A 12,759-nucleotide genomic window follows, 5' to 3' on the forward strand; every position below is an offset into this window, starting at 1 on the left:
GCCTTTTTAAAACGCCAAGGATTGGCGAGCTGAAATACACTTAATCTACAAGGAATGTATATGAAAAATTATAGTGCAGAATTTATTGGCACATTTTGGTTGGTTCTCGGCGGTTGTGGTAGCGCCGTGCTGGCGGCGGCATTTCCGGAGCTTGGCATTGGGCTGCTGGGTGTGTCGCTGGCATTTGGTTTAACGGTGCTGACCATGGCCTTTGCTATTGGCCATATTTCTGGTTGCCACCTGAATCCCTCCGTGTCTATTGGGCTTTGTGTTGGCGGGCGTTTTCCGGCAAAGGAATTGCTGCCGTATATTATTGCCCAGGTTCTGGGCGGTATTGCCGCAGCAGGTGTTTTGTATCTGATTGCCAGTGGCAAGGCGGGCTTTGAGCTTTCCGCCGGTTTTGCTTCAAATGGTTATGGTGAGCATTCGCCCGGTGCTTATAGTTTACAGGCGGCGTTGATAACAGAAATTGTGATGACGATGATGTTTTTGTTCGTCATTCTGGGGGCCACTGATAAGCGCGCACCGCAGGGTTTGGCTCCTATTGCGATTGGCCTATGTTTGACCCTGATTCATTTGATTTCGATTCCGGTCACCAATACCTCGGTGAATCCCGCTCGCAGCACGGCTGTGGCATTGTTTGTTGGCGATTGGGCTGTTGCGCAGCTTTGGCTGTTTTGGGTAGCGCCAATTGTCGGCGGTATACTGGGCGCCGTGGTCTATCGCGTTATTGGCAGCGAGAAAGCCGCTTAAGCGAAACAACGTACTGAGCAAAAGGGCTGGTGATATGACGGTTTTGCCGGAGCACTGTCGAGTCGACATCACTAGCCCTTTCTTTCGCTGTGAAATGGATAAAGAAATATTTTTACAGAGACTGGCAGATTTGCCTGATTGCATGAGAGTAAGCGAGTGTGCCGGTATTTTTCAGCTGCAATTTTCTCGGCCCATCAATGCGGAAATTGAGTCTTTATTGCAGAATATTTGTGATTATTGGGCGACAGTCTGGATCGTTCATGTAAGTTGATTCTGAATTTTATACGAGAAAATTTGAACAATGACCCCCGGTATTAACGCCGCTAAAAAAGCAAAAATATCCTACAACGTTCACCAATATGAGCATGATGCGGCACACAGTTCTTACGGTTTGGAAGCCGCTGAGAAAATGAATGTGGCACCCGAGCGGGTATTTAAAACTCTGGTGGTGAATTTGGATGGCAAGGGTATGGCCGTGGGTGTGGTGCCAGTGTCGTCCATGTTGAATATGAAGGCGATTGCCAAGGCAGCTGGTGTGAAAAAAGCCGCCATGGCAGAGGCCGCTGAGGTTGAAAAATCCACCGGCTATGTTCTTGGTGGGGTTAGTCCACTTGGCCAAAAAAAACGTTTACCAACGGTGATAGATGCTTCCGCAAAAAACTTTGAGACGATTTTTGTAAGCGCCGGTCGGCGCGGCTTGGAGATAGAATTAAGTCCGCAAGACTTGGCCGCATTAACGGCAGCCAGTTTTTCCGATATTGCCAGCCAGTCGTAAATAGATTTACAGGCTTGCGAGTAATTGTTTTATTTCAGCCACGCTTTGATTGGCTCCAGCATCAGATAGCAAGATGGTGTAGTGGTTGCTGTCTTCAATATCGGTCATTGAAAATCCCTGAATCTGCTTTCCCGCTTTAATAAGGCTTTTTAATGGGTAAAGCGGTTTATCATTTTGCAGCCCGCGTTCGGCCCGTAAAAATCGTACCGGCCCTTTAAGTTTTTTTAGCGACTGCGGAATTACGTTTTCAAAAAGCTGGGTTTTCACATCTTCTAGTAACGCGGCTTTATTGGTTGAAGGGCGGAAACCTTGATCGGTTGGGTAGAGGTCGTAGTCGAGGTAGGCTTCTACATAGTGTGACCAATGATCTTTCAGTGCGGCTTGGTCGCGCCAAAAATCACGATAAATTTCTTTGCTGGCAAAGTGCATGTCGAGCCGATCGAGTGCCGGGCCAAGGACCTTGCGCACGATTTTTTCTATCAGCCATTCACCAATTAAGGGAATTCGATGAATCGGCAGGCTGGGCATAATAGGCAGGCCGCCATCTACCATTAAAATACTGCGGCAACGCTCGGGAAACTCCGCGCCCATCACGGCGGCCACAAAGCCGCCCATAGAATGGCCAAGCACAATATCCGCTTGTGCTACGCCGAAGTGATCCAGCGCCGCGATCATATCCTGCGCATGGCGCAACATTCCCCAAGGGCCGCTGATATTGCGACTATTTCCTCGGCCGCGAAGGTCTGGCGCAATTAATTGGTATTCGGTGCCAAGCGCATCGGCCAGCGCAAGAAACTCACGGTGGGAGGCGGTAATACCGTGGATGGCTAAAATAACCGGCCCAGCTCTGCCCCATTTCGCCACGGCAAGTTCGCCGCCGGGAACCTTGATAGACGTTAATTGATACTCGTTATTCGGTTGCTTCATTGAGTTAATCCAAGTGATTATTTTGTGCGCACATCAATCAAGGCGCTGCGGCGAATTTTGCCGGCTTCATTTCTAGGTAAGGCAGCGACGAATTCAAAGCTGCGCGGCACTTTGTAACGCACCAACTGTTGTTCACAGAGTTGGCCAATAATCTCTGCACTTAGCTGTTCATCGTCGGTTTCAATAACGGCATGAACACGTCGGCCCAAATCTTCGTCTGGGAGTCCAATCACCGCGACATCTTTTACCGCTGGGTGAGAGGAAATCACCGATTCCACTTCAGCCGGGTAGATATTCGCGCCGCCGCTAATGATGAGGTCGGTACGGCGGTCGGCAAGATACAAATAGCCTTCATCATCGACTCGACCGAGATCGCCGACACTTCGAAAACCGTCGCCGTATTCGCTCAGCGGCTTAGCACCGAGATATTGATACTGGGGGCTGCCATCGCCAAAGCGGGTATAAATTTCGCCAACTTCGCCGGTAGGGCAGGGCTGGCCATCTTCGCCAATAATAACAATGTCGGTCATAAAGCCTCGGCCAACACTGCCGCGATGCGTCAGCCAGTCGGTGCCGGAAATTGTGGTGATGCCGGTAATTTCGGTCGCTGCCAACAACTCCCACACGCGCTCATTACCAATGGCATCCATCCAGCCGAGCTTTGCCCAATCCGGGCAGGGAGCGGCGAGATGCCAAAGGCAGCGAATGCTACTCAAGTTGCGCTGTTCAAAACCTTCGCTTCGCAACATGCGCTGCATCATGGTCGGCACCATATTCAAAATGGTGGGTTGGTATTGCTCAATAAAATCGAGCGCTTGTTCCGCATTAAAACGTTCATTCAGGGCGATGGCCGCCCCTTGAAACAGCGAAATTTGTGAAAAGAAAAAGGCCTGATTGTGATACAGCGGGCCGGGGGAATACACCAGATCGCCGGGCCGGTAATCCAGCACACTGGCAAGAGGGTGGCCCTGCCAGGGAAACTGAAACGCGCCGGGTGAAACAATAAGTTTGGGTTTGCCGGTTGAGCCGCCAGAGGCAATGGCCTTGGTGGGTTGTGGAACGGCGTCTTCAAGTGCCGTACTCGGGTAATTTTCTAAATCGGCCATTTGCTTGCAGCTGATGCCGTCGAGTTCTTCGGCATCGCTGATAATCACCGCCGGAGCGGCGAGTTCTATCAGCGCGTCACGTTCATTTTGTGGCAGCCGATCATTGACTGGCGTAGGGCAAGCGCCGAGCTTAAATGCGGCGAGGGTGGCGACAATATGCTCGGCGCAATTGGGCAGGTTAATTGCGACTTTATCCGCTTTATTAACGCCTTGTTCTTTGAGCAAATGGGCGAGTTTATTGGACCAGTCATCCAGTGTTTTTCGACTGTATTGCTCAATCGTTTTATCTTGCTTGATCAGATAAAGCGCAATGCTGTTGGGTTCTTGTCTGGCAAATTCAGCCAGCGCTGCGCCGGGTGTCCAGAGATTATTTTGGCTAGTGGACATATCAGAAATCCTTTTTGAATTGCAGATAGGCCAGTCGTGGCTGACGTTGACTGCCGACGATGACGCCTTCAAATACATCGCCGTAGCGGATGTGGGTGGGGGTGTTGTCTAAGTTTTCTACCACCAATCTCAGCGACCATTCGCGTTCAATATCACGCAGGCCAATATCGGCTTTATAGCGTTCAAAAGCAGCTTGGCGTTTGGCTTCATCCAAATCCACGTCGAGCAATTGATCGTCTTCAAACTCCATTAATACCCCGGCGGTGAGTGCGAGCCCGCCAAGAAATTCCAGCGGCTTATTCACCCGCAGCGCAAGCGAGCCAGAGTATTTGGGCGCAAAAGGAAATGACTTGCCGGACTGGTTACAGCGCGGATTATCTGGGTCGCCATCATCGGGGTCGGTTTGGCCGACCGGGCACTCGCCATCTAAAAATTTCACAAATTCGGTGTCGAGTAATCCCAGGCTGGCGTTTACGGTCAGCCAGCTATTGGCCAGCCATAAAAAGTCAGCTTCCAAGCCTTGGGAGTAGGCCTCTTCGGCATTCACAACGCGGGAGGTTCCGAGGCCAATCGTGCCCGGTGGGTTTTCGCGGATCAGCACTTGAAAGTCTTCGGCGGATTGGCGAAACAGCGAAATATTCAGGTTTGCGGTGTTGTCGAATAACCAGATTTTAAAGTCGAGGCCGATGTTTTTGGCAATCTCTTCATCGAATACCAAGTCGTCGGATTCAAAGCCGATATCGTTAGTGCCCTCGCGGAAGGCAAAGGCGTTAAAGCCACCGCCTTTAAAACCGCGTTCGGCATGGAGGAAGATCGACAGTGCATCATTGGGCTGCCAGTTCAGCGAGATTTTAGGTTGGAGATTGCTTTCCTCGCGTTCGCGGTGGGCGGTAAATTCCTGTGCGCCGACTAAGCTCAGTACGGCATTTGGCGGTGGCGTAGTGAAGTGTACATTCCAATCGCCTTCTTTTTTCTCTTGGGTGTAACGCGCGCCCAACTCAATGCCCCAGGTTTCGGTGAACTGCCATTTGGCGTGACCGTAAAGCGATTGCGCGGTAGCGGTCTGCTCAAAAAACTGGTTCATTTGCTCGCTGCCCTCACCAATGCCGTTGAGTGGTAGAGCGCCGAGCAGTGCATCGATGAGTGGATTGGAGGGCACGCCATTGGCATCCAATGCGGCGGCTTGCAGCAAGTCGATGAACGGGCCGCTGTTCAGTCGGAAATTAAATTCGCTGTCTAGAATTTGGCGCTTGCTCCATGTTGCGCCAAACAATACATCGGAGCTGCCCTGCTTACCTAAGCCAAAAAAGCCCTCGTAAGTGGGAGCGGTAAAGCGCAGCTCGCCGTAGCTCATTGGCGAGTGATCACCGCCAGAACCGTTTAATGCCTCTGCGGGCGTAAAGTCGGTATCCAGTGATAGCTCCTGATCCATAATGGCGTGAGCGGCGATAAAGGTGGCAGACCAATCCGCAAGCGGGATTTCCCAGAGCAGGCGATAGCGGTCGATGGTGATGTCGCGGTAATCGGGCAAATCAATTGAGGTCACCCAGTTGCCGGGAGTCACATCTGCTTTAGGGTCATAGCGGCGCAGAGCGGCGGTAAAATTTGGGCCTGCAGAAACGGTCTCCAGTGCGGCGCCGCCGTCATACAGCTCAAAGTGCTCAATGCCCAGCTCCAATCGGGTGCCGATAATATCTTCAAATTCAAAGGTCGCTCTCAGGCCGGAACGCTCTCGAGATTTGAGCCGAGGGTCTGCTTCTGGATTCACCTCGGCGGTGGTGTTTTTAATAAAGCCGTCGCGCTCGTCATACAAGCCGGCAATTCGAAAATTGAAACCGGAAACAATCGGGCCGCCAAACGCGGCTTCTAAGCGATGTCGATCCAGCTCGCCGTTTTCCAGAGTTAAGCTACCTTCGTATTCGGTGGTGGGCTTGTTGGAAATAACGTGAATCAAGCCAGCGGTGGTGTTTTTGCCAAAGCTGGTGCCCTGTGGGCCGCGCAAAACTTCCATGCGCTGAATATCAAACAGCGCGGCAAGAAAGTAGGGAATGCGGGTGTGCGGAATGCCATCAATGGCCATGCCTACCGGCGGCTCAAAACTTTTATTGTTGTTATTAAAAGTGAAGCCGCGCACCCGAGGTGCGGCAAAAAAACCAGCCGCATCAATCGAGGCGTTAGGTACCAATTGCAACGCTTCGGTTATATCGGTAACGCCCTGTTCTTTTAGAAAGTCGCCGGTGAGGGCGGTCATCGAAATAGGTACATCGTGCACCGACTGCTCCCGCTTTTGCGCGGTCACAATCACCTCTTCCAATACCCGTTTACCCGATGCAGCTGGCGTTTGGGCTTCGGCGTCAAAGCTCAATGCCAAGCCGCCGATCAATAAGGTTTTAGAGGTCAGATTTATTATTTTTTTCATGGTGAGTCACTCTTATTATTTTGCGCCCAAAATTCGCAGGGCGTATTCCACATAACTGTCGGCAATGGTTTCTGGTGACAGCCCCAACTCAGGGCTGTACCAATTCGCCACCCGAATACCCATCCCGCCCAATACCGCAGAGGCTAGCCACTCGTGCGGAACAGAGAACACGCCCTGCGTAACACCGTTGCTAATGATGCCGCTCAGCAGTGCTTCCGATTGTTTGCGAATTGCCATAATTTGCGGCGTGAGCTGGGCAGAAAGCGAATGCAGCTCGGTATTTACCACCGTGGCCAGCATCGGATAGCTGGAGTGCATTTCCACATGGCCACGCATAAACGCGCTGATTTGTGAGATGGGATCTTTGTCGGCACCGTTGATGGCGGCCTGCAATGTCGCCAAGTGATTTTCATGGCCGATGCGCAGCAGATCGAACAGCATCTCTTCTTTAGACGCGTAATGGGAGTAAATGGAGGCGGGCTTCATGCCGAGATTGCTGGCGATATCGCGCATTGAAGCACCGGCAAATCCCCGCTCGGCAAATAGCCGGAGCGCTTCGCTTAATACCGCGAGTTTGGCAGGGCTTTGCTCGGTATCGGGGGGCAGATTGACATCGGTCGCGGCAAGGCGCCGTTGGATCGGTTGAGACACAGGGGAATCTCCGTGGATTTTTTATTCGTTATTGCAGAGCAAAATAGCTAACTAACGATCGTTAGTCAATGGCCGTAAAGATAGTAAGTCTGCGTTGCTTTGACTTAGAGCATCGCGATGCTAGTGCCTTGAGATAGCTGCGCTGGTACCTCGAGTTAGCTGTGCTAGACTCGCGCGGCATATATTCAGCCAGCTAATTACCCGGACGTTTGCTTTCAAGGAGTGAATGATGAGTTTTCCTATCTCCCACTATTCCAGTGGCCGCGACAATAATTTCAATTTGTTGCGGTTTATTGCCGCCACCTTGGTCTTGGTTAGCCACAGCTTTCCCTTGGCGGGTGGCGAGGGCACGGCTGAGCCTTTGGCCAGTTTGGTGGGTATGACACTGGGTGGTTTATCGGTAGATATTTTCTTTGTCAGCAGCGGTTTTTTAGTCGCGGGCAGTTTCTTGTCTCAGCAGAGCGTTAAGTCTTTTGCATGGGCCCGTGTTTTGCGCATCTATCCAGCACTTTTTATTGCCATGCTTTTTTGTGTTTTTGCCGTCGGTTTGGTGTTTACCGATTTGAGTGCCGGTGAATATTTGGCGAATAAGCAGATCTATAAATTCCTTATCGAAAATAGCTTGTTGGTCGGAGGGATTGAATATGATCTACCGGGGGTGTTTCTCAACAATCCTTATCCTGTGGCGGTAAACGGCTCGCTTTGGACGCTGCCGGTTGAAGTGAAAATGTATATCTTCTTGGCGCTAATCTTTTCTGCTGTATTTTTTTTAGAGCGCCGGTTCTCACTAGGCATTTTAAAAGTCGCGTTGCCCATTATTGTTGCTATCTCATTTGCCATTGATGTGTTAGCCCACTTTGAATTTGCCGACATTGATGGCAACCGCTTATTCACCTTGTTTTTCTTTGGATCCGCACTTTATGTTTGGCGTGATCGAGTAGTGCTGTCATTCCCAATTTTTATCGTGGCTGTTTTGGCGGTGGTGTTGAGTGGGAATAGCCAGAGCCTGTTCATGGTTTTTTATACTTTGCTATTGCCCTATATCGTTTTATTTCTGGCGTATGTGCCGGGTGGAATAGTTCGCCGCTTTAATGAATTGGGTGACTATTCTTACGGCGTGTATATTTATGCCTTTCCTGTCCAGCAATCTGTTGCGGCCGCTTTCCCCAGTATTTCAATTTTGGGAATGACGCTGATTTCCTTCGTGTTCACATTGATACTTGCGGTTTTGTCTTGGCGCTTTATTGAAAAGCGGGCACTGAAGCTGAAAACCAAACGGGCAGCGCCTGAGTTAAGGGCGAGTCGTGCCGTTCAAGCTTAGGCGGGCTGTTGCTCCTGCAATTGCAGGATGGGCTGAGCTGTACTTGGCGCGATAGGGTGGTAAGCCAAAACAAATCTGCGACGGAGACAATAAAAAATGCAGCTTGGTTTTAGCACAATGAATACCATGGCCGACCCCGATCCCCGCGACCTGGCTAGAATGGTTGAGCAGGCGGGTTTTGAATCGCTGTGGATGGGTGAGCACAGCCATATCCCGCGCTGCCGCACAACGGCCTATCCCGGTGGTGGCGAATTACCGGAGCCGTACAAGAAAATGCGCGATCCCTATATCGCGCTAATGGCGGCGGCAACGGCAACTACTACGCTCAAGTTGGGAACCGGTATTTCCCTGCTGATGGAGCGGGAAATTATTTCTCAGGCAAAAACCATTTCCACGCTGGACCAGTTATGCGGTGGCCGTCTTTTGCTTGGCGTGGGTGTGGGTTGGAATAAGGAAGAATTCGAGAACAGCAACACCGCCATTCCCTGGAATAAGCGTTATCGAGGGTTGGAAGAAGTGGTGTCGGCCACGCGCCGTATGTTTTCAGATGAGGCACCGGAATTCCACGGTGAGTTTATCGATTTCGACCCGATCTGGTTTGAGCCAAAGCCAATACAGGCCGGTGGGCCGCCGGTGTTGATGGGGGCGATGGGACCAAAGGGAATAGAACATGCGGCCCGTTGGGCAGATGGCTGGATGCCGGCGGATATTGCGCTGTTAAATATCGAAGAAGATATTGCGCGGTTTAAAGCGCAGGTAGCGAGTTTTGGCCGCGATCCGGAACAAGTTGATATTACGGTGGTGGCAATGAGCGAAATTAATCGCGACTTGCTGCTAAGATACCGCGACGCTGGCGTCGGCCGAACTATCATTGGTGTGGGTGTAGATAATTGGGATCGCCCCGAGGTGATTGAGCCTTTGATTGAGCTTGGCGCCAGCATGATTGATGAATTGAAATAAAAGGATAACAAGATGCAAATCGCAAAATTGCTGACTCTGCTGTTTTATGTCGTGGCTGTGGTGGCTTGGCAAACGTCATTATTTGGTGATGCTTCGCCGTATATTTATTACACGGCGCTGGCCTTTCCCGCTTTCCATATTTTGGAAATCCCCGTGGCCTACAAATACCTTGATCGTCACCCCGGTGGCATGGCGCAAAGTATTCTGCTGACCGTGGTGTTTGGCGTGGGTCACTGGCTGCCGCTAAAAAAAGAAGCTGATCGCGCTCTGGCATAAGCCTGTGGCGAGGGGGCAATCGCGTCGCTCTCGCCAGTTTTGCTCCCTCCCTTCCGGTAATCCGCCTTCAAGGCAAAAATCATCCCGCCCGGCGGGCATTTATTGTACAATGCGCGCCTTTTCTAGCCTGTAGAGCCTTGCGGGAGCAGCCCATGTTTAACAAAGAAATGACTATTGCCGGTTTCGACGACGAAATCTGGTCTGCCATTCAAGAAGAGGAAACGCGTCAGGAAGAGCATATCGAACTGATCGCCTCTGAAAACTACACCAGCCCACGCGTTATGCAAGCTCAGGGCACGGTACTGACCAACAAGTATGCCGAAGGTTATCCCGGCAAGCGTTACTACGGCGGCTGCGAATACGTAGATAAAGCGGAAGAGCTGGCCATTGAGCGCGCAAAAGCCCTGTTCGGCGCTGATTACGCTAACGTGCAGCCACACTCAGGTTCGCAAGCTAACGCAGCGGTTTACCAAGCGCTGGTTCTGCCCGGTGAAACTGTACTGGGTATGAGTTTGGATGCTGGTGGTCACTTGACCCACGGTGCCAAGCCCAACTTTTCAGGCAAAACCTACAATGCCGTTCAGTATGGTTTGAACACCGCAACTGGCGAAATTGATTACGAGCAAGTTGAAGCGCTGGCCCTTGAGCACAAGCCTAAAATGATTGTGGCGGGTTTTTCTGCCTACTCCGGTATTGTTGATTGGCAGCGTTTCCGCGATATCGCAGACAAAGTGGGCGCTTACTTAATGGTAGACATGGCCCACGTTGCGGGTCTGATTGCCGCGGGCGTATACCCTAACCCGGTACCGGTAGCAGACGTGGTTACCACCACTACCCACAAAACCCTGCGTGGCCCTCGCGGCGGTTTGATTTTGGCTAAAGCCAATGAAGAGATCGAAAAGAAACTGAACTCCGCGGTATTCCCCGGCGGTCAGGGTGGCCCGTTGATGCACGTGATTGCGGCCAAGGCAGTAAGCTTTAAAGAAGCGCAAAGCCCAGAATTCGTGACCTATCAGAAGCAAGTTGTTGCCAATGCGCAGGCCATGGCAAAAACCTTTATCGAGCGCGGCATTAACATTGTTTCTGGTGGTACTCACAATCACCTGATGCTGGTTGATCTGATCAACAAGCCTTACACCGGTAAAGATGCAGACGCGGCTCTCGGCGCAGCCAACATCACCGTAAATAAAAACGCGGTGCCAAACGATCCTCGCTCACCCTTTATTACCAGTGGTTTGCGCGTGGGTACCCCGGCGGTAACCACCCGTGGTTTTAAAGAAGCCGAGTGTGTCGAGCTGGCTGGCTGGATGTGCGACGTGCTGGAAGCGCTGGAAGCGGGTGATGCTTCTGCCAAGATTGAAGAAGTGAAAGCCAAGGTGCTGGAGATCTGTAAACGCTTCCCCGTTTACGCCTAAGCACGTCTTTTCTGTTGCGCAGAAATTCTTCTGTGTAACAGCCTGATCGATCACAGCCGCTTAGCCGGTTGTGATCATCCCCTCCCTCCTCCCTCCAAAAAAATGTTCATACTCCTTGCCCAATAGAGTGCATAATTCATCCGATCGGATTATTTTTGGTGCTAAAAATAATTCTTAATTTCGCAACTCCCTGCGCAAAATCGGGTCATAAATAAGTTTTTCCGATTCGAGTTGCACGACACTCCCCCCCTGTATACGATAGGCCTATTTGGCTCTAAGTGGTAAACGTTCTTATTTACTTTCCACCAAGAGCTTAGCTGTAACATAGGTGACCAGAATGGCATGCTAGCCTGCCGCTGGATCAAATTAAAAAATACTTGAATGATCAAGAGATTGGCCCATTTTGGTTGCCAAATTATAGGGAAGAATATGTCCTCGAAATTGCACTGGGCGATTTTGCCTGTGTTGTTCAGCCCGTTATTACAAGCGGATCAAAATTCCTTCGGCGGTAGCGTCGATTCCATGCGCGGTGCGTTTGAGTCCTTTGCCAGCGAAAAGCGTAAAAGCTGGCAGGAGTCCGTGGATGAAATGCGTGCCAAGCAAGAAGCTTTTGAGGCTGAGCTGGCAAAACAGTGGGGTTCTGAAACCGAGGTTAGTGACCGCAAGACCTGGGTGGAATACACCAAGGATCGCCGCGTTAAGAAAACCGTAGATTTTGAGAACAATCAGATTCGCATCAGTGTTATTGGCGACTTAGATCAAACGGAAATGAAGGCGCTGGTTGCAGAGCAACTTGCAGACATGCTCGAAACGCGCAGCAGCGAGGCAAATCAGGAATACCCCGTTGTTACCGATATGCAAAATCTGGCGGACAGACAGGTTTTCATCAAAGATCAGCAGCCGGTACTCGCCGAACTCAAGGCAATAAATAACGAGCAGTCCAATACCAAGTTGGCGGCCTTATTGGCCAAGACCGCCAAGTTTGAGTCCAAAGACCTTGATGCAGAAAAGCCAGCTAAAACGGTCGTTACTGCGCCCCGAGCTGAAGACAAAGCGCCAGAAGTTAAAACGACGGAAGCTAAAAAGCCTGAAGTTAAAAAGCCCGTTGAGAAAGCGCCTGAGCCAATTGCCGCAAAAACCACGGTTGTTGCTAAGAAATCTGAGCCAGCTCAACAGGCAAAACCTGAGCGCCGCGCTACGGTTGCGATTATCGACCTTTCCAAAAAATGGCCGCTTGAGCGCGCTAAAAAATACCGTGCCGATGTTGAGCGCTTTAGCGAAAAAATGGGCATCGAGCGCAGCTTGGCCTACGCGATTATCTACACCGAGAGTAGCTTCAACCCGGTGGCCGTTTCCGGTATTCCCGCCTATGGCTTGATGCAAGTGGTGCCAACCAGTGCCGGCCGCGATGTGACCAAAGTGCACTTTGGTAAAGAAGAAGTCTTGAGCCCAGAGTATTTATTCACGCCAGATAAAAATATCGAGGTGGGCACCGGTTATCTGAATATTCTCGACAAGCGCTATCTGCGCAAAATCACCGATCCTACCAGTCGCAAATACTGCACCATCGCCGCTTATAACACAGGCGCGGGTAATGTGGCCAAGGCCTTTACCGGCAAGATGAATATCTCCGCAGCGGCGCAGGTCATTAACGCCATGACGCCCCAGCAGGTTTACGACACGCTGGTTGCCAAACTGCCTTATGAAGAAACCCAGCGTTACATGGGTAAGGTAACCAAAATCGAAAAGCAGTTTATTGGGCTGTAAAT

The 12,759-nt window shown here is 51.1% G+C and carries 11 protein-coding genes; 7 read left to right on the forward strand and 4 right to left on the reverse strand.

Going from position 1 to position 12,759, the window contains the following annotated elements:
* Positions 1–60: 60 nt before the first annotated feature.
* Entirely contained in the window at positions 61–753 is a 693-nt protein-coding gene (gene aqpZ / locus IB286_RS01835) for an aquaporin Z (RefSeq protein WP_190761950.1), read from the forward strand.
* Between the two features lie 301 nt (positions 754–1,054).
* Entirely contained in the window at positions 1,055–1,528 is a 474-nt protein-coding gene (gene ybaK / locus IB286_RS01840; protein ID WP_190761951.1) for a Cys-tRNA(Pro) deacylase, read from the forward strand.
* A 6-nt stretch (positions 1,529–1,534) separates the two neighbouring features.
* Here the strand turns inward: ybaK and IB286_RS01845 are convergent, their stop codons facing one another.
* From IB286_RS01845 to IB286_RS01860, 4 genes are read right to left on the reverse strand one after another with little or no spacing between them, the layout of a single operon-like run.
* Complete coding sequence (locus IB286_RS01845) at positions 1,535–2,455, reverse strand: alpha/beta fold hydrolase (RefSeq protein WP_190761952.1); 921 nt, start codon at positions 2,453–2,455, stop codon at positions 1,535–1,537.
* A 17-nt stretch (positions 2,456–2,472) separates the two neighbouring features.
* Entirely contained in the window at positions 2,473–3,948 is a 1,476-nt protein-coding gene (locus IB286_RS01850) for an AMP-binding protein (RefSeq protein WP_190761953.1), read from the reverse strand.
* Position 3,949: 1 nt separating this feature from the next.
* A complete protein-coding gene (locus tag IB286_RS01855; RefSeq protein WP_190761954.1) occupies positions 3,950–6,367 on the reverse strand; it encodes a TonB-dependent receptor in 2,418 nt (805 codons plus the stop codon).
* Between the two features lie 15 nt (positions 6,368–6,382).
* Positions 6,383–7,018, reverse strand: a complete 636-nt coding sequence (locus IB286_RS01860; RefSeq protein ID WP_190761955.1) for a TetR/AcrR family transcriptional regulator — start codon at positions 7,016–7,018, stop codon at positions 6,383–6,385.
* A gap of 229 nt (positions 7,019–7,247) precedes the next feature.
* Between IB286_RS01860 and IB286_RS01865 the strand changes: the two genes are divergently transcribed.
* From IB286_RS01865 to IB286_RS01885, 5 genes are all read left to right on the forward strand, one after another.
* Positions 7,248–8,339, forward strand: coding sequence for an acyltransferase family protein (locus IB286_RS01865; RefSeq protein WP_190761956.1), 1,092 nt, complete (start codon positions 7,248–7,250; stop codon positions 8,337–8,339).
* A 96-nt stretch (positions 8,340–8,435) separates the two neighbouring features.
* Positions 8,436–9,299 (forward strand): TIGR03619 family F420-dependent LLM class oxidoreductase, encoded by an 864-nt coding sequence (locus IB286_RS01870; protein ID WP_190761957.1) that lies wholly within the window; start codon positions 8,436–8,438, stop codon positions 9,297–9,299.
* A 12-nt stretch (positions 9,300–9,311) separates the two neighbouring features.
* On the forward strand, positions 9,312–9,575 hold the full coding sequence (locus IB286_RS01875) for a hypothetical protein (RefSeq protein WP_190761958.1): 264 nt from the start codon (positions 9,312–9,314) through the stop codon (positions 9,573–9,575).
* Positions 9,576–9,727: 152 nt separating this feature from the next.
* Positions 9,728–10,990, forward strand: a complete 1,263-nt coding sequence (glyA, locus tag IB286_RS01880) for a serine hydroxymethyltransferase (RefSeq protein WP_190761959.1) — start codon at positions 9,728–9,730, stop codon at positions 10,988–10,990.
* A 429-nt stretch (positions 10,991–11,419) separates the two neighbouring features.
* Entirely contained in the window at positions 11,420–12,757 is a 1,338-nt protein-coding gene (locus tag IB286_RS01885; RefSeq protein WP_190761960.1) for a murein transglycosylase domain-containing protein, read from the forward strand.
* The last annotated feature ends 2 nt before the right edge of the window (positions 12,758–12,759 follow it).

It is taken from the genome of Spongiibacter pelagi, from assembly GCF_014705705.1.
GTDB lineage: Bacteria > Pseudomonadota > Gammaproteobacteria > Pseudomonadales > Spongiibacteraceae > Spongiibacter > Spongiibacter pelagi.